The 17815-nt window shown below is 63.5% G+C and carries 18 protein-coding genes; 12 read left to right on the top strand and 6 right to left on the bottom strand.

Annotated features, from left to right (window positions below; genetic code table 11):
* Nucleotides 1–18: 18 nt before the first annotated feature.
* From AC04SF_RS27745 to AC04SF_RS27735, 3 genes are all read right to left on the bottom strand, one after another.
* Entirely contained in the window at nucleotides 19–678 is a 660-nt protein-coding gene (locus AC04SF_RS27745; protein WP_488480367.1) for a helix-turn-helix domain-containing protein, read from the bottom strand.
* Between the two features lie 168 nt (nucleotides 679–846).
* Entirely contained in the window at nucleotides 847–2628 is a 1782-nt protein-coding gene (locus AC04SF_RS27740) for a chloride channel protein (protein WP_488480366.1), read from the bottom strand.
* Between the two features lie 713 nt (nucleotides 2629–3341).
* Complete coding sequence (locus AC04SF_RS27735; protein ID WP_488480365.1) at nucleotides 3342–3641, bottom strand: putative quinol monooxygenase; 300 nt, start codon at nucleotides 3639–3641, stop codon at nucleotides 3342–3344.
* Nucleotides 3642–3758: 117 nt separating this feature from the next.
* Here AC04SF_RS27735 and flhA point away from each other — a divergent pair, with 117 nt between their 5' ends.
* From flhA to AC04SF_RS27720, 3 genes are read left to right on the top strand one after another with little or no spacing between them, the layout of a single operon-like run.
* Complete coding sequence (gene flhA / locus AC04SF_RS27730; protein WP_202352809.1) at nucleotides 3759–5846, top strand: flagellar biosynthesis protein FlhA; 2088 nt, start codon at nucleotides 3759–3761, stop codon at nucleotides 5844–5846.
* Nucleotides 5843–6595: a flagellar biosynthetic protein FliR gene (gene fliR / locus AC04SF_RS27725; RefSeq protein ID WP_095199361.1), complete on the top strand. Its 753-nt coding sequence runs from the start codon at nucleotides 5843–5845 to the stop codon at nucleotides 6593–6595. Before flhA ends, fliR begins: the two co-directional genes overlap by 4 nt.
* 2 nt (nucleotides 6596–6597) lie before the next feature.
* Complete coding sequence (locus tag AC04SF_RS27720; RefSeq protein ID WP_488480364.1) at nucleotides 6598–6981, top strand: hypothetical protein; 384 nt, start codon at nucleotides 6598–6600, stop codon at nucleotides 6979–6981.
* 209 nt (nucleotides 6982–7190) lie between these two features.
* Here the strand turns inward: AC04SF_RS27720 and greA are convergent, their stop codons facing one another.
* Complete coding sequence (gene greA / locus AC04SF_RS27715; protein WP_488480363.1) at nucleotides 7191–7673, bottom strand: transcription elongation factor GreA; 483 nt, start codon at nucleotides 7671–7673, stop codon at nucleotides 7191–7193.
* A gap of 223 nt (nucleotides 7674–7896) precedes the next feature.
* Between greA and AC04SF_RS27710 the strand changes: the two genes are divergently transcribed.
* From AC04SF_RS27710 to AC04SF_RS27690, 5 genes are all read left to right on the top strand, one after another.
* Nucleotides 7897–8508 (top strand): rod-binding protein, encoded by a 612-nt coding sequence (locus tag AC04SF_RS27710; RefSeq protein ID WP_488480362.1) that lies wholly within the window; start codon nucleotides 7897–7899, stop codon nucleotides 8506–8508.
* Nucleotides 8509–8521: 13 nt separating this feature from the next.
* Entirely contained in the window at nucleotides 8522–8947 is a 426-nt protein-coding gene (locus tag AC04SF_RS27705) for a hypothetical protein (RefSeq protein WP_096449872.1), read from the top strand.
* Between the two features lie 130 nt (nucleotides 8948–9077).
* Complete coding sequence (locus AC04SF_RS27700) at nucleotides 9078–9614, top strand: hypothetical protein (RefSeq protein WP_488480361.1); 537 nt, start codon at nucleotides 9078–9080, stop codon at nucleotides 9612–9614.
* 195 nt (nucleotides 9615–9809) lie between these two features.
* Nucleotides 9810–10094 carry an SCP2 sterol-binding domain-containing protein gene (locus AC04SF_RS27695; protein WP_019861010.1) on the top strand — a complete coding sequence of 95 codons (285 nt, stop codon included), beginning with the start codon at nucleotides 9810–9812 and terminating at the stop codon, nucleotides 10092–10094.
* Between the two features lie 283 nt (nucleotides 10095–10377).
* Complete coding sequence (locus tag AC04SF_RS27690; RefSeq protein WP_488480360.1) at nucleotides 10378–11193, top strand: hypothetical protein; 816 nt, start codon at nucleotides 10378–10380, stop codon at nucleotides 11191–11193.
* Here AC04SF_RS27690 and AC04SF_RS27685 read toward each other — a convergent pair.
* Nucleotides 11161–11733: a GNAT family N-acetyltransferase gene (locus AC04SF_RS27685; protein WP_488480359.1), complete on the bottom strand. Its 573-nt coding sequence runs from the start codon at nucleotides 11731–11733 to the stop codon at nucleotides 11161–11163. The two genes, AC04SF_RS27690 and AC04SF_RS27685, sit on opposite strands and share 33 nt — an antisense overlap.
* 98 nt (nucleotides 11734–11831) lie before the next feature.
* Nucleotides 11832–12965: an ornithine/lysine decarboxylase gene (gene odc2 / locus AC04SF_RS27680; RefSeq protein ID WP_010911321.1), complete on the bottom strand. Its 1134-nt coding sequence runs from the start codon at nucleotides 12963–12965 to the stop codon at nucleotides 11832–11834.
* A gap of 543 nt (nucleotides 12966–13508) precedes the next feature.
* Between odc2 and AC04SF_RS27675 the strand changes: the two genes are divergently transcribed.
* The 4 genes from AC04SF_RS27675 to AC04SF_RS27660 all read left to right on the top strand — a co-directional run bounded on the left by AC04SF_RS27675 (nucleotide 13509) and on the right by AC04SF_RS27660 (nucleotide 17645).
* Nucleotides 13509–14705: an amidase gene (locus AC04SF_RS27675; protein ID WP_488480358.1), complete on the top strand. Its 1197-nt coding sequence runs from the start codon at nucleotides 13509–13511 to the stop codon at nucleotides 14703–14705.
* 3 nt (nucleotides 14706–14708) lie between these two features.
* Entirely contained in the window at nucleotides 14709–15608 is a 900-nt protein-coding gene (locus AC04SF_RS27670; protein WP_096449883.1) for a LysR family transcriptional regulator, read from the top strand.
* Between the two features lie 142 nt (nucleotides 15609–15750).
* Nucleotides 15751–16419: a DUF1007 family protein gene (locus tag AC04SF_RS27665; protein WP_488480357.1), complete on the top strand. Its 669-nt coding sequence runs from the start codon at nucleotides 15751–15753 to the stop codon at nucleotides 16417–16419.
* Complete coding sequence (locus tag AC04SF_RS27660) at nucleotides 16416–17645, top strand: nickel/cobalt transporter (protein WP_488480356.1); 1230 nt, start codon at nucleotides 16416–16418, stop codon at nucleotides 17643–17645. The genes AC04SF_RS27665 and AC04SF_RS27660 overlap by 4 nt, the downstream gene beginning before the upstream one ends.
* The last annotated feature ends 170 nt before the right edge of the window (nucleotides 17646–17815 follow it).

Genomic DNA, 17815 nt, shown 5'->3' with positions numbered 1-17815 from the left:
CGCGTTTTTGGATCGAACCTACCTGGCCGCGAGCGGTTTCCAGGCCGTGTATTGATCGAGCTCGGCGCGCACCGAGGTCGGCGGCGCGATGATCCACATCACTTCGGCTCGGCCACTGCCGATGTTCTCTGAGCGGTGCGGTGTCGATGTCGTGTATTCGATGCTGTCGCCCTCCTCGAGCACATGGCGCGCCTCGCCGAGCGAGACCTCGACGACCCCGCGCAGCACGACGAGCATCTCGTGCGCGTCGCCATGGGTGTAGCGATCGGGCCCGGTCGAGCCGCCAATGTCGAATTCCCCGACATAGACTTCCATGTCGCTCAGCGGCGGCCGTGACAACAGCATCTTGCGGCAGCCGTCGCTGGGCGGCAGGCTCGGCCGCTCGCTTCGCCTCAGGACGCCATGGTTTTGTGCCGTGCTTTCCTCGAACAGCATGGCGACGCTGACGCCGAGTGCCGAAGCCATCTGGTTGAGCGAGGCGGTGCTGGCCCCGGTCAGGCCGCGTTCGAGCTGGCTGATGAAACTGGCGCTCGTTCCGGTCGCCTCCGCAAGCTCCCGCAAGGACAGCCTGCGAGCGAGGCGAAGGCTCTTGAGGCGCATGCCCAGCACCTGATGCGCATGGGTCGCGGCCGGTGCGTCGACCGTCTTTATCGAAGCCTTGTCGGACCCCTTGCGCATGCCGTCTCCTCACCGCACTTAACATTCTGTACAGTACCACTGTACATCTGGCAAGCCGCGCATGGGCCAGGAGCGCGCCAATATCCGGGCGGCTTGCTCAACTCAGAGGGTGTGTCCATGGAGCAGGCCGTGCCTGCCGGTCGACAAGGGAACGTGGAGGAGAATCCCCTACCCTTCGCCCGAGAGGTCCCGGCGCGCCTTCTCGAGCTCCTCGGCATAGCGCCGCATCAGATGGCCCTCGGTCAGCAGACCGAGCACGATGTGGTCGGTGAAATCCTCGACGACCGCCAGTTCCTCGGCGCCGGCGCGCTGGAACGTCTCGGCGGCGGTCTGCACGTTCATGCTGGGCACCAGGACGGCATCCTTGTACTGGGCAAGATCGCGCACCAGCACCTCATCTCCGGCAGGATCGCTGTGCAGTTCGGCCACGATCAGCACGCCGACATATTCATCGCCCGGGTCGACGGCGATGACCCGCTGGGCCGAGCCGAGCGGGATTTGCTTGCGGAAATCCGCCAGCGTCGTCGAGGCATCGATGGTCTTGATGTCCTTGCGCATCATCGAGCCGACGGTGAGGCTGCGCATCCAGCCGACATCGTGGGCGCTACGGATCGTCTCGCCGCGCAGATGGAAGCGCCAGGTCGAGAACGAATAGCCGAAGGTTTCGCGCACCAGGATCGCCGCCATGATCGAGGCGGCCAGCACGACGCCGGTGAGCGTTAGGTCGCGGGTCGATTCCAGCGCCAGGAATGTCATGGTCAGCGGACCGCCGACGACACCGACGGCAAGCGAGGTCATGCCGACGACGGCGGCAACCGAGGGGTCGATGCCGGTCGCCGGCGAGACCAGCGCCATCACGCCGGCGAACGCCTTGCCGAGCAGCGCGCCGAGGAACAGCGACGCGAAGAACAGGCCCCCGCGAAAGCCCGAGCCCAGCGAGATGGCTGACGCCGCGAGCTTGAGCACGAAGACGCTCGCCACCACGGTCAAACCATAGTTCATGGCGAATTCGCGGTGCAGCGCGCCATGGCCGCTGGACAGGACCTGCGGCGTGATCAGCCCCAGCAGGCCGACGATGACGCCGCCAATGACGGGGCGCAGCGAGGCATCGACCGAGAGCCTGTTGAAACCACGTTCGATCAGCGTCACCAGCTGCATGATGGCAATCGAGGCGGCGCCGCCCAGCAGCCCGAGCAGCAGGAACGGCACGTACTGGCTGGGGGTCAGTTGCGGCAGCCCTGAAAGCTCGAGCGGAAACGGCACGCCGCCAAACATTTCCGCCGTCAGCGAGGCCGAGATCGCAGCGGTCATGACCGGCGCGACATTGGCGACCGAGTAGATGCCGATGACCAGCTCGAAACCGTAGAAGGCGCCGGTCAGCGGCGCGTCGAAGGCGGCGGCGATGGCGCCGGCCGCGCCGCAGCCTACCAGGATGCGGACATCATTGCGGCGCAGCCTGAAGATGCGCGCCAGCCGCGATGCCAGGCCGGAGCCGACCTGTGTATAGCCGGCTTCAAGTCCGACCGAGGCGCCGAAACCGCTGGAGATCATCGTCTGGCCGGCGATGATGAGTGTGTCGGTCAGCGACATGCGCCCGCCATAGAGCGCGTTGGCTTCGATCGGATCGACCGGAGTGCGGAATTTACGCAACCGCAGCCAGATCACCGTCAACCCGAGCAGGGCGCCGCCGATCGCCGGTATCAGCGCCTGCACCGGATTGGCGAGCGAGAACATGCCCGACAGCCGGCCGCCGGGCTGAACGCCGAACAGCAGCCCATGCAAATCCTGCACGATCTGGCTCATCGCGGTCACCAGTATGCCCGCCATGACGCCGACGACGCCGGCCAGGATGACCACGGCGATGCCGCGCGCCTCGAGCAGAGGAATGGATCTCAGAAGCACCGCGCGCAGCCGGCGGGCGTAGACTTGTGGCTGGTTTCTGGAAAGCACCCGGGCGGCTCGGCGATATCAAATGGGACGTGAGAAGGCTGATACGCCCAGGGATACTGCATGGCAACCGCCATGCAGGCTGCCCGATGTGAGGATCGTTTTCGAACGGTTCAGAGGGCTTCTTTCGATCAATCCCCGAGCGTAGAAGGCATAAGTCAGTCGGCCACCCGAAAGTCGGACGACGGATTCGCAGCCCTTGCTCCAGTTTGCCCGCGCAATCGACGCACCGCATGAAAAGTGGTATTTGGGTCCGTCTCTATTTCCCTCAAGGAGGAGAACATGAGTGGGCGGGGGTTCTTTTCGTTAGCTGCTTGCACGATTTTTTTGAGTTCGTCTGCAATGAGCATCTCAAGCATAGATCTGCCAGTTAAGCAGGATATTTCATACTCCAGGTCTGTTTTGCTCGGTGGCAATGCGGAACAACAGAGCCGGCCGACAGAAGAATTTCTTCAGCTCGCGCAGCAGGACGTCTGCTGCCCAGGCGGTTATCCCTGGTACCGTAATTCAACGAATATGTGTTACGGCAGCTATGAAGATTGCCACGATACCGATGGCGGAGGTTGGTCCTGCAGACAGGTCAATGCCTGCTAGGCCTTCTTAGCATTTGGAGCGCGGCGGGATCAATCTGATGGGCACCGCGCCAAGTCGGCGGCTGTAGACTTCGCTGTGGTTTGTGGAAGCACCGGGCGGCTCGGCGGACCCGAAGCCGCTGATCAGGTCGGCGTGGGTTCGCCGGCTTCATAGAGCACAAGATTGCGCTCGCCGATGCCAAGCGCCGGCCAGCTTGAGCGCCATGCAGCGATGTGCGGCGAGCGGAAATGCGCATCGAGCGCCGCCTTGTCGCGCCACACCTCGGTGACCCGGATCAGTCCGTCATCGAGCACATCCCGGGCATAGGAATATTCGAGGCAGCCGTCTTCGGCGCGGCTGCCAGAGATCATACGCTCCATCACGGGCCTTGCCTCCTTGAAGCTGCCAGGCGGCAAGCGGATGGTGCCGATGATCAAGAGCATGGGGTTTCCTTTGTTGCGAGGTATTCAGTTCGGCCACTCTCCCACCCTCGCGCAAGCTTGGCCAGCTACCCTCGCCGGGCTGTCCTATGCGCGACAGTCTATGGTTCGAGGACTTCAATGGCGATCAGCGAAAGCATCCAGCCCGGCGCGGTGGCCAAGAATGGCCGCGACGTCTTCTTCGCGCTCGGCATCGTCATCATCCTGGCCGTGCTGTTCCTGCCGATCCCGGCCTTTCTCATCGACATCGGCCTCGCCTTCTCGATCGCGCTCTCGGTGCTGATCCTGATGGTGGCGCTGTGGATCCAGCGGCCGCTCGATTTCTCCTCCTTCCCGACCGTGCTGCTCATCGCCACCATGCTGCGGCTATCCCTCAACATCGCCACCACGCGCATGATCCTGTCGCATGGCAATGAGGGCACGCACGCCGCCGGTTATGTCATTGCAGGCTTCTCCAAGCTGGTGATGGCCAGCGACTTCGTCATCGGCCTCATCGTCTTCATGATCCTGATCGTGGTGAACTTCATCGTCATCACCAAGGGCGCCACGCGTATCGCCGAAGTCGGCGCCCGCTTCACCCTCGACGCCATCCCCGGCAAGCAGATGTCGATCGACGCCGATCTCTCCGCCGGCATGATCGACGACAAGACCGCGCAATTGCGCCGCCGCGAACTGGAAGAAGAAAGCTCGTTCTTCGGTTCGATGGACGGTGCCTCGAAATTCGTGCGCGGCGACGCCATCGCCGGCCTCATCATCACCGCCATCAACATCGTCGGCGGTATCGCCATCGGCTACATCAGGCACGGCATGGGCATGGGCGAGGCCGCCGATGTGTTCATCAAGCTGTCGGTCGGCGACGGCCTCGTCACCCAGATTCCGGCGCTGATCGTCTCGCTCGCCGCCGGCCTGCTGGTTTCCAAGGGCGGCACCCGCGGCTCGACCAACCAGGCCGTGTTCGGCCAGCTCGGCGCCCATCCGCGCGCGCTTTACGTGGCGGCGGCGCTGCTGGTGCTGCTCGGCCTGATGCCCGGCCTGCCGCTGTTCCCCTTCTTTGCACTGGCCGGCGGCATGGCCGGCCTCGGCTACATCATTCCGCTGCGCGCCAACCGCGTCCTCGCCGCTGCCGAGGCACTGAAGACCCAGGAAAAGGCGACCAAGGCCGAGGAAGAGAAGAACTCGGTCAAGGCCTCGCTTGCCACCGCCGAGATCGAACTCCTGATCGGCAAGCAGCTGTCCACCCGGCTGCTGGTGTCCCATCAGGAGCTGGTCTTCCGCATGGGCAAGATGCGCAAGAAATTCGCCCAGCAATACGGCTTCGTCGTGCCGGAAGTGCGCGTTGCCGACGATTTCGCCATCCCGCCGAAGAGCTACCAGATCAAGGTGCATGGCACGGTGGTTGCCGAATATTCGATGCGCGTCGGCGAGATCATGGTGCTGCTCGGCAACCGCGAGGTGCCCGAAATCCCCGGCGAAGAGATCCGCGAGCCGGCCTTCGGCATGCGCGCCTATTCCGTCATGGAAACCTTCGCCGAGGATCTGAAGCGCGAGAACTACACTTTCGCCGACAACATGTCGGTGCTGCTCACCCATCTCTCCGAGGTGATCCGCAACAACCTGCCGCAGCTTCTGTCCTACAAGGACATGAAGGCGCTGCTCGAACGCCAGGACCAGGAATACCGCAAGCTCGCCGACGAGATCTGCACCACCCACATCTCCTATCCCGGCCTGCAGGCGGTGCTGAAACTGCTGCTCGCCGAGCGCGTCTCGATCCGCAATTTGCATCTGATCATCGAAGCCATCGCCGAGATCGCGCCGCATGTGCGCCGCACCGAGCAGATCGTCGAACATGTCCGCATCCGCATGGCCCAGCAGATCTGCGGCGACCTCTCGGAAGGCGGCGTGCTCAAGGTGCTGCGCCTCGGCAACCGCTGGGATCTCGCCTTCCATCAAAGCCTCAAGCGCGACGCCAAGGGCGAGGTGCGCGAATTCGACATCGATCCGCGCCAGCTCGAGGAATTCGGCCAGGACGCCACCAAGGCGATCAAGAAATTCCTCGAGGCCGGCGAGCGCTTCGTCCTCGTCACGGCGCCCGACGCCCGCCCCTATGTGCGCATGATCATCGAGCGCTTGTTCACCACGCTGCCGGTGCTCTCCCATGTCGAAATCGCCAAGGGCGTCGAGATCAGGGTGCTCGGGACCATATCGTGAGCGTTCTCTCGCAGAGCGTCGTCATCGCGGCGTTCCTCGCCTTCTGCCGCATCGGCGCCTGCTTCATGCTGATGCCTGGCCTGTCCAGCGCTCGCGTGCCGGTGCAGGTTAGGCTGTTCGTGGCGGTCGCCGCCACAGGCGGCCTGCTCGCCTTCCTGTGGGACCGCATCATTCCCTTCGTCGATCCCCGCCCGCAGATCCTGGTGCCGATGATCATCTCGGAACTCCTGGTCGGCGGGCTGATCGGCGCCATGACCAGGCTCTACATGGAGGCACTACGCTTCATGGGATCGGCGATCGCCATGCTGATCGGCTATGGCGGCTCCGGCGGACCGGCGATCGAAGAGCCGGAACCCCAGGCCGCCCTTGCCGCCATCATCTCGTTTTCGGCGCTGCTGATGCTGTTCGTCTTCGACTTCGACCACGAGATCGTGCGCGCCCTGGTGGCGTCCTACACGGTGGCGCCGGTCAACGTCTTCTTCAACCCGCAGGCGGCCCTCGTCGACATCACCGACACCGTGTCGGATACCTTCTTCCTGGTCATCCGTCTCGGCAGCCCGTTCGTCGCCTATGCCATTCTGGTCAATCTGACGATCGGCTTCGTCAACAAGCTGACCCCGCAGATCCCGATCTATTTCATCTCCCAGCCCTTCGTCATCGCCGGCGGCATGATCATCTTCTATTTCGCCATCGGCACCATGCTGACGCTGTTCGTCGACGGCTTCGTCGACCTGACTTTGGCGAGGTAGCGATGACCACACGCAAGGACCGCCTGAAGAAACTGGTCAAGGTGCAGGAACAGCTAAAGGCGCTGCACGAGACCCGCCACGCCACCTTCCTCGCGGCGGCAAACGCGGCGGAAGCCGAAGCCCGCGAATTGATCGGCCATTTCGACCAGGACAATTCGCTGTCCGGCCTGTTCCCCGACCTCTATCACCGCCGCATCGCCCAGGCGGTGGTGCGCCAGGAGAAGAGCCTGGAAAGCGCCAGGCAAGAGGCCGGGCTCATCGCCACCGCGAACGCGCGCACCAACATGGTCGAACGCGCCTACAAGGACGTGCGCAACCGCGACGAACGCGAACGCTCCGACCGCGAACGGCTGGATCTGATCGCGCAGAAGCGGAACGAAGAGTAGCTGCGGGGGTGTTCTGGTTATGAACCTCAGTGGGGCATCCTAGGTGAAGTGCGCATGACTGGTTCGCGCCCATCACCCGCGATTTGGACGCCAACAAGAATGGGTTCCATGCGCGACTGGATGTTGAACCCAGTGACAACAGCCGGCCCCGCTGTTGTCTGGCTGCCGACAACTCGAATCCCGTGCATCGTCTCACCACCCTGTCCAACTTAGGAAATGGACAGGATCTCAAGTTCACGCTGTCCTACATGGACGACATCGCCAACGGTTTTGCCAATCAGCGCGATCGCAACTGGCGACCCGTGCGATATGGAAGATTGAGTCGGGTTGGCCTCATCCTCGCCGACGATGCGGAAGGTCTGGGAGCGGCCATCATCACGCTCGAAGGTGACGGTGTGGCCGAAGGCGATCACTTCGTTGGACGTTGGCGCAGGCATAAGCTGGGCCGAACGGACGCGCTCGGCATAGTAGCGCGTATCTCGAATCGGAACGGCCGACTGCCGTCGCCTTTCGTTGACATCTCCCAGCATGTTGGCGGCCTCGAGCGCCTGCTGGGCGCGAGCCAACTCATCCAGCAGCATCTTGAAGCCCACCTCCGTAACGAGGTTGATCCGATCGGAGATGGGGCGAGCCGGCAGGATGGTTTCCGACGCGGCCTCGGCACTCTCCTCCTTGGCAAATGCTACGCTCAATGATCGGACTCCGTATGGAACATTGTCAGCAATCGGATAACCCATGGCCGACAATAAAGCTGCAAGAATTTAACAGCAGGCTTTGGCAGAAGCGGATTTGTCGGCAGTGGCCTGAACACCAGACCGGCCCCCTCGGCACATACCCTTACGGCGCAAAGCGAATATCCGATCCCACCCCGCATTCCTCCCCCTCCCCGCAAGCCTGCCACAAGCTTGTTGAGGCATGGTCTGGCTAAGGAAAACCGGCAAAAGGCGGACTTTCTTGGCAATTTCTCCACCCAGCGACATCGTGATGGATGTCGCCCGAGCTGCCGATCCGATCGATATCGAGGCTGCCCGCGCCGCGCTGACCAAGCGCGCGGGCGGTGCGGCGGGCACGTTCTCGGTCGATACCGCGGCATCCGTCGATGCCGGCTCGATCCTGTCGCGCGCCACGGCAGACAAAGCGGCGGCGACAGCCGACCCGGCCAAGAAATTCAAGAAGTTCGAGGCGATGGTCCTGCAGACCTTCATCCAGAATATGCTGCCCAAGGACACCGAGGGCGTCTATGGCACGGGTCTCGCCGGCGACATGTGGAAATCGCAGCTCGCCGAGCGCGTCGCCGACGTCATGGCCGAGCGCGGCGGCATCGGCATCGCCAAGTCGCTGCTCGCCGACCACTATATGGACGGCAAGCGCAAGGTGCCGATCGGCCCGGTCTCGAACGGACCGGAGAAGACCGAGATCGATCAGCAAACCCGTCTGTCCACCTCGCTCGTCCAGGAATTGCAGCGCAAGGCCGCCAGGTCGATGACCGGCGACGAGACAACCATAAAAACAGACATCAAGATCTAGACTGGGAAACGCCATGGCCGACTCTTCCGAATTCACCGCCAACCTGCCGGCGCGCACCACCGCGTCGGAGGCTCCTATACCGTTCGCGCGGCCGGGAAACCTTGCCGCCATCATCGGCCGCATCGAGGAGGTGGTCGAGGAAGAGACCGCCGGCATCCGCCGCGATACCGGCTACGACCTCAAGGCGTCGAACGCCCGCAAGAGCCGCTATCTCTACGAACTGACTCGCGCCATGAAGGGCGGCAGCGAAGCCGATTTCCTCGAACAGCACCGCGAAGGCCTGACCCGGCTACGCCAGAAACTGGCGAAGAACGAGGCGGCGATCCTGGCGCATCTGAGCGCCGTCAACGAGGTTGCCAGCCTGCTGCGCAGCGCCATCCAGCGCGCCGAAACCGACGGCACCTACTCCGCCGGCGAATTCGGCCGGATGAAGGGTTAGAGCATGATCCCGAAAAGTGGATGCCGGTTTTTGGAAAAGATCATGCGCAAACAAAGGGATAGAGCCCCATCCCGATTGAATCGGGATGGAACAGGCTCTAGCGCGCGATGATGTCGGGCTCGGGTTCTGAATGATCAAGGTCATCGCCATCGCGGTCTGGGTCTGCGCCGCCACGCTCGGCGCGGTGTTCTATTCGTTCCAGGCCGCCGGCGAAAGCGGCGTCGGCGAGAAGCCCAAGCCGATGCTGGGCGGGCTGGATTATGTCAAGACCGACGTCATTTCGGTGCCGCTGATCCGCGACTCCAAGATCGGTGGCTATTTCCTGGCCAAGCTCGTCTACACCGTCGAGCCGGAGCAGATAAAGAAACTGTCGATTCCGGCCGAGGCGCTCATCACCGATCAGGTCTACAGCTACCTCTATTCCAATCCCCAGATCGACTTCACCAAGAAGGCGACGATCGACCTCGATGCCTTCCGCGCCGCGATCCGCGACACCGTCAACGCCCGCGTCGGCTCAACCCTGGTGCATGAGGTTCTGATCGATCAGGTCAATTTCCTGAGCAAGGACGAGATCCGCGACAACTGGCTGCGCCGGCGGCAGGATGCCACCACCGCGGCGCCCGAGGCGGCCAAGCCGGCCGAAGCGGATGCGCCACCGGCTCACTGACCACCGGTGCCCGACAAATTGCCTGGTGCGGCGATAGGAACCAGTCGCCGCAATTCGCGTTGACGTAAACGTCAATCCAAAGCTATATGCGCCAGCGATTGTATTCGCCTCAGAGGCAGCATGGGCTTCGGCCGGTCGGAAATGCCCTCCGCGACAGATGCAACCAGACAAGTGCAACGAGACAGGGAGAACAGCGTGAGCGTTCAGGAGATTGCCGAGAAGATCAAGTCGCGCGTGGCCAGCAGCGGGTTCGATCGTTCCGTGAAGTTCGACACCGGCGGCGACGGCGTCATCGTCATCGACGGCGCGACCGTTTCGAACACCGATGCCCCCACCGACTGCACCATCAAGCTCTCGCTCGACGATCTCGACTCGCTGATCGCTGGCGACCTGAACCCGACCATGGCGTTCATGACCGGCAAGATCAAAGTCGAAGGCGACATGACGGTGGCCATGGCGCTCAGCCAGCTGATCGGCTGATGGCTGTCGCAAGCCGTATGGCGGCTTGGACAGACATGAAATCAGACAGGGCCGAAGCGCGTCGCATCATCATTTGGACGCGCTTGGCCTTATCGGAACACCGTCTTCAAGACGGCACTTTCGTTCCACGGGCTCCGGCAATCTTGGCACGAAACGTTCATGCGGCGGAGAACCGCAAGCCGCTCATACCTTTGATTGCGAAATCATCCATTTAGTCTGACCTCGGCTCCAGAAGAGCGGCAAAGCAGCGAGGTCGGTAATGAATTTCCATAGTGTTCAAGCAGTGGCGCGTGCGGTGCTAATCGCTGCCCTGGTTTCGGTGACGGCGGCCGCGGCCGCCGATGAACGTGTCCTGATTTCCTACGAGGCCACACCTTCCCTCGGCTTCGACCTGCCAAAGCTGAAGACGGCCGGCTACGCTGAACGGGCTGCGTTTTCGGCTGAGGTGCTTGAGAAAATCGTGCCCAAGATTGTCGCCAGCATAGGCGTCGATCCGGCCGTGCTTGAGACGGAAGTCACACCGGGTGGCTACCTCCTTAAGACCAACGCATCGCTGCAGACCGAGGCCGCGCTCGACGACGCGACCGCCGATCGTCTGGCCGCTGCCTTCGGCTACATTTTCCACCAGCACAGCGTGCTCGTCTCCCGACTGGACGAGAGCAGCGGCAGCACTGGCTTCGTCACCGTCCGTTTCCCCCAGGATACGCTCGACGCCACCGTGGCACAGCGTTTCTTCGAAAAAGCCGATGCCGTGGAAAAAGGCCTGGGTGGCGGTTACACCGCCTTTGGCGACGAGCAGATCTTCCTCAATGTCGTGGACGGTAACGGCAAGCCCTATAGCGGCCTCGACAATGCCGCGTTTCTGGATGGGCTCAACCGCACGGCAGCCGCGTTCGGGCCGCCGGCGCCGGAAGTATCGGATTCCGGCACGGCAGCGGCCCGCTTCATCGGCAACGACTGGGACAAGGCCCCCAAGGGCGAGGACTATCTGGCCCGTCTCGGAGGCGCCGGTTCGCCGGCGGTGACAGCACTGGGTGCCGTCGCGACCGAGTACGCCGCGCTGGTTTCAGCCAGCGCGTTGCACTTCGGCTGGAACTGACAGCTTGCGGCCGGAAGCCTTGAGCGTGCCATGCACGCCATCGAGCGCGCCGTCCACCAGTTCCAGCGCCAGCAGGCGGTGCCGCTCATAGGGGCCTGGCATCGCCAGCCGGCCCGTCTTGTCGGCGGAGAAGCCGAAGCGTCCGTAATAGGGCGCATCGCCGACCAGCAGGATTGCCGCGTGGCCGAGACGCGCCGCCTCGGCAATGGCATGGCGCATCAGCGCCGAGCCGATGCCGGCGTTCTTGAGCGACGGATCGACGGCGAGCGGGCCGAGCAGCAGCGCCGCCGAACCGCCCTCGCCCAACCTGACATCCCACAGCCGCACCGTACCGGCAACGCCGCCCGACGCATCGCGCGCGACGAAGGCCAGGCCTTCCGAGGGCCGGCGGCCGCGCCGCAGCTTCTCCGACGATTTTCTCCGCCGCATCGGCCCCATGGCGCGATCGAGCAAGGCTTCGCGTGCCACGACGTCGGCAACGGTTTCGGCGACCATGACGAAGGCCGGCGCATGAGCTACGATTTCAACTGACATTTCCATTTCCGCGATCCCTTCACGAGCGGAGATCTGTTCCACAAGCGAACCCGGGCGGGCGACAGGCGCCCACCTGGGATGATCTGATCGGTTCTTCCGAACCGTCAGATCACGTAGGATCGGAGAGGCTCGAAGCCGTTGAACGCGACCGCGGAGTAGGTGGTCGTGTAGGCACCGGTGCCTTCGATCAGCACCTCGTCGCCGATGGTCAGCGACAGAGGCAGCGGATACGGCGTCTTCTCGTACATCACGTCGGCCGAATCGCAGGTCGGACCGGCGAGCACGCAAGGCGCGGTCTCCGAGCCGTCATGGCGGGTGACGAGGGGATAGCGGATCGCCTCGTCCATGGTCTCGGCCAGACCGCCGAACTTGCCGATGTCAAGAAACACCCAGCGCACATTGTCATTGTCGGCCTTCTTCGAGATCAGCACGACTTCCGACTTGATGACGCCGGCATTGCCGACCATGCCACGACCCGGCTCGATGATGGTTTCCGGAATGGCATTGCCGAAATGCTTGCGCAGCGCCGAGAAGATCGCCTGGCCATAGGCCTGGGCCGCCGGCACGTCACGCAAATAGCGCGTCGGGAAACCGCCACCCATGTTGACCATCTTCAAGACGATGCCTTCCTCGGCGAGCGTCGCGAACACCTTCTTGGCGTCGGCGAGCGCACGGTCCCAGGCGGTCAGGTCGGTCTGCTGCGAGCCGACATGGAACGACACGCCATAGGCGTCGAGGCCAAGGCCCTTGGCATGGCGCAGCACGTCGACGGCCATGGCAGGCACGCAGCCGAACTTGCGCGACAGCGGCCATTCGGCGCCCTCGCCATCGGTCAGCACGCGGCAGAACACGCGCGCACCGGGAGCGACGCGGGCGATCTTCTCGACCTCCTCGACGCAATCGACCGCGAACAGGCGAATGCCGAGCTGGTAGGCGCGTGCAATGTCACGCTCCTTCTTGATGGTGTTGCCGAAGGAGATGCGGTCCGCGGGCGCACCCGCGTCCATCGCCATCTCGACTTCGGCAACGGAAGCGGTGTCGAAGGACGAGCCCATCGCAGCAAGGAGGCGCAGGATTTCCGGCGCCGGGTTTGCTTTCACCGCATAGTAGATCTTGGAATCGGGCAGCGCCTTCTCGAAGGCGCGGAAATTGTCGCGCACGACATCGAGGTCGACGACGAGGCAGGGGCCGGACGGACGTCGGGTGGCGAGGAAGTCGAGGATGCGCTGGGTAGCCATCGGGTTTCTCCAAACACGCCTTTCGGCGCGCACAAGGGTGCGGACGCGGGCTGTCGGCCTCGCGAACACGCGGTCAAACAAAGGCGGGACGAAAATTCCATGGAACCAGCCGGTGGAGACCCCGGAACCATGAAACGCCGTCTCGCGGCGATGAACCTTGGCCTTGCCCGGCTTCGGTCCGCTTTGTCTGCCTTGGCTTGGATTGGGAGAACCCCGTTCCGCACTGCCGGCAATGAAGGTGTGCCTCTTCAGTAACCCCGGTCTTTGGACAACCGGCAGAGAACCAGAAAGGCCCGCACCGTCGTTGCTTCAAGGTGTCCTCGGGCTTGCGGTTGGCCGCTAGACCGACTGGAGGGGTTGGCTCCAGTTACCTTACCGATTTCCCTCACCATTCGAGGATCGGCGGACACCCACAGGCACGTGCGACTTTGGGCAAGCGCGATATATGGCTGGTTGCCGTCACAATCAATAAAAATCGTATCCAAGGTTGTAAAATTTCTGGCATCGAACAATGTTGGGAGGACCGTATCCGGATATCGAACGATGACAGGCACGCACGGCCCCTACAACGCCTTTCTCGATCTGCGCCAGATGCCGGTGGCTCATGCCGAGCTCGGCCCGCTCGCCGGCCTGCGGCTGGCCGTCAAGGACATTTACGACGTCGCCGGCTACCGCACCGGCTGCGGCAATTCCAGGAAATTCGCCGAAAGCCATGCCGCCTCGCGCACCGCGCCCGCCGTGCAGACGATTCTCGATGCCGGCGCGCGCTTTGCCGGCAAGACGCAGACCGACGAACTGGCCTTCGCGCTGTTTGGCCAGAACGCGCATTTTCCGTTTCCAGTGAACCCGGCGGCCCCCGACCGCGTCACCGGCGGCTCGTCATCCGGATCGGCGGCGGCGGTGGCGGGCAGGCTGGCCGACATCGCCACCGGCTCCGACACCGGCGGCTCGATCCGCGCGCCGGCAAGCTTTTGCGGACTGATCGGGCTGCGCACCACGCATGGCCGCATCTCGCTCGATGGCACGATGAAGCTGGCGCCGAGCTTCGACACGTTCGGCTGGTTCGCCGACGACATCGAGACCTACGAGACGGTCGGCAAACTGCTGCTTGGCCGCGACCCGCACCAGCATTCCCTGGACCGCCCGATATCGCTCCCTTGGCTGGACGAGATGGTCGCCCGCCCCGCGATTGCCGAATATGCCGGCATGAAGGGACTGGCGAGCGCGGTTTTCGGCACGCCGGCGACGTCAACCATGCGCTTCAGCTCTTCCCCTGATGAACTCTACTGGTGCTTTCGCCGGCTGCAGGCCAGGGAAGCCTGGGGCGTGCATGGCGACTGGATCATCAGCGGCGAGCGCGACCTTGGACCCGGGGTCGAGGAGCGTTTCGGCTTTGGCCGTGCCGTCGATGACCGGACAGTGCAGGCCGAAAAAGTGCGCCGCCTGACCTTCCGCGGCGAACTCGGCGCCCTGCTCGGCAAGGACGGCTTCCTTGTCCTGCCGACGGTGCCCGGCCCGGCGCCCTATGTCGACTCGACGCCGGAGCAGTTCCAGGCCTATCGCGAGCGGGCGCTGCATCTTCTGTGCCTGGCCGGCCTCTCCGGCTTTCCACAGATAACCTTGCCCATCGGCTCGGTCGCCGGCGCTCCGTTCGGCCTGTCGCTGCTTGGCCCTTCCGGCAGCGACATTGCCCTGATACGGCTCGGCCGAAAACTTCTCGACGCAGCACAAAGGGCCTGAACCATGGACACACTGACCCGCATGCGCGCCTTCATCGACGTCGTCGAGGCCGAGGGCTTTTCGGCGGCGGCGCGCAAGATCGGCCGTTCCAAGGCGCTGCTGTCGAAATATGTGCGCGAACTGGAGGACGAACTCGGCGCGCTGCTGCTCAACCGCACCACGCGCCAGTTCTCGATGACCGAGGCGGGCCACACCTATTACCGGCGCGCCTCGGAGATCGTGCGCGAGGTCGACAGCCTGGCGGACGCCGTGCGCGAATCCTCCGGCGACGTGCGCGGCCGGATCAAACTGTCAGCGCCACGCACTTTCGCCGACGCACCGATCGGCCAGTCGCTGATCGACTTCGCCAAGCAGCATCCCGACATCGTGCTCGACATCCAGCTCGACGACCGCTTCGTCGACCTGGTCGAGGAAGGCTTCGACCTCGCAGTGCGCATCTCGCGCCTGGAGAATTCGTCGCTGATCGCGAGACGCCTGGCGCCGTTTTCGATAAGGCTCTGTGCCTCGCCCGAGCTGATCGCCAAGCATGGCATGCCGACGCGGCCGCAGGATCTCGGCCACATGCCCTGCATCGTCGACACCAATGGCCGCGGGCTGAACAACTGGGCGTTCAAGGGCGACAACAATGATCAGCTGAGCGTCGCCGTGTCGGGCCCGATCGAGGTCAACAGCCCGATGGCGGCGCGCGCCGCCGCCTTGTCAGGGCTCGGATTTTGCATCCTGCCGGATTTCATCGCCGCGCCCGATCTCAAGAGCGGTCAGCTGGTGACGGTGCTCGACGACCGCATCCTGTCCGGCGGCGGCATCTTTGCCGTCTATCCGCACCGCCGCTATCTGCCGGCCAAGGTCCGCGTTTTCGTCGACTTCCTGGTGCAATGGTTCAGGACGCGTGAGGTCGCTTGACCTGCCTCCGGCTCTTGTTGCCTGCTCGGCATAGTCCCGAACCGCAGCGCACTTTTGGGTGACGCGCACGAGCGGTCCCAATTTCGCCCCCTTTCTGGTAACTTTCGGTTTCTCTCCAAAGCCAAGGGAATCGCGATCGGGAATGCAGCTCAAACGGCACGCCATCATATTGGCTTCGGCCCTGGCAGCGATCTTTGCCGCCACGCGACCGGCTTACGTGCATCCGCACGTCTTCGCCGAGGCCCGCCTCGACGTGATCCTGTCCCCGGATCACCAAAGTGTGAAAGCGCTGCGCCATCTCTGGCGTTTCGACGACCTGTTTTCGAGTACGGTGATGATGGAGTTCGACAAGAACTCCGACCTGAAGCTTGACGACAAGGAGCTGAAGGAGGTCGCCGACACGGTTCATGCCTCTCTGGCCGAATTCAACTATTTCCAGCTCGTCACGCAGAACGGCAAGGATGTGACGATGGTGCCGCCTCCGCATCTGATGGCCAATTTCGACAACGACCAGCTGATCATCCTGTTCGAGTCCGAGCCCAAGGTTCCGATCAAGCTGACCGGAACGATCGACATCGGCGTCTATGATCCGACTTTCTACACGGCGATCGACTTCACCGAAGATTCCAACATCACGGTTGCAGGCCTGCCGTCGAATTGCACCAGCAAGGTGATCCGTCCGGATCCGGACGAGGCCATCAAGGAAAACCAGAAGACCCTGACGGATGCCTTCTTCAACGACCCGACGGGCACCGACATGAGCAAGATCTTTGCCACCAAGCTCGAACTGACCTGTCAGCCAGAAGGATGAAACCGGTGACGAAACCGTCCCTGCGTTTGGCATTCGGCCTGTTGGCCCTCGCCTTTGCCGCGATGCATTTTACTGACGTCGCGCACGCCCAGAGTTCGCTCGGCATCGGCGTCAATGACGGCATGGCGCCCACCACCGGTCCGTTCGCCCACATCCTGATGTGGATCAACCTCAGACAGCAGGAATTCTATCGCGCGTTGGCGACGGCGATGAAGGCGATGCGCGAGGACAACAGCAAGCTGTGGGTGCTCATCGGCCTGTCCTTCGCCTATGGCATTTTCCATGCCGCCGGCCCCGGCCACGGCAAAGCGGTGATCTCGTCCTACATGGTGGCCAATGAAGTGGCGCTGCGGCGCGGTGTCCTGTTGTCCTTCGTCTCGGCCCTGCTCCAGGGCCTGACGGCGATCGCGGTGATGCTGCTCGCCTATTTCGTCCTGCGCGGCACCACCATCTCGATGACCGACGCGGCCTGGTTCATGGAGATCATGAGCTTTGCCCTCGTCACCCTGTTCGGCGCCTGGCTGCTCTGGCGCAAGCTCGGCCCATCCATCCTGCGCCTGTTCGGCAGGGCGCCGGCTTACAGCCTGTCGGCGGCGCACGCTGGTCACTCGCATGGTGGCCACTCGCATGCCGGCCACTCTCACGCGAGTCATTCCCACGCCGGCCATTCGCATGCCGCGCACAGCCATTCGGCGCATGCCCATTCGCACGCGCTGCACGGGCATGACCACGACCATTCGCACGACCATCACGGCCATGGCGCCCATGACCATGATCATGACCACGGCGCGCACGATCATGTGCATCATGACCATGCACATCACGATCACGCGGCGGGCGAGGTCTGCGAAACCTGCGGCCACTCGCATGCACCCGATCCGGCGCTGCTGTCGGGCGACCGCTTCGACTGGCGCACCGCCTGGTCGGCGGTGGCCGCCGTCGGCATCCGCCCCTGCTCCGGCGCGCTGATCGTGCTGAGCTTCGCCCTGCTCAACGGGCTCTGGCTCGGCGGCCTGCTGTCGGTGCTGGCCATGTCGCTGGGCACCGCCATCACCGTCTCGGCGCTGGCAACGCTTGCCGTGACCGCCAAGAACTGGGCGGTATATTTCGCCGGCGACGGCCACATGGGCAACCGCATCCACTCGATCGTCGAGATCGGCGGCGCCGCCTTCGTCTTCCTGTTCGGATTGCTGCTGCTGTCGGCGAGTTTGACGGGCAGCGTTTGACTATAAGTGGCACCCGAAGGTGTGTTGAGATTCAGGTCAGGCCGTGCCGGAGTCGAAGACGGGCGCGAAGCGACCAGACTAGGTTGATGCCGAGAACCGGAGCGGAGCGTACTTAAAGTACGTGAGCACAGTTCTACTGCGACGCAGTAGAACGGGGAAGCGCAGGTATC

It is taken from the genome of Mesorhizobium sp. CNPSo 4671 (genome assembly GCF_057784245.1).
This window is presented reverse-complemented; position numbering and strand designations above follow the sequence as displayed.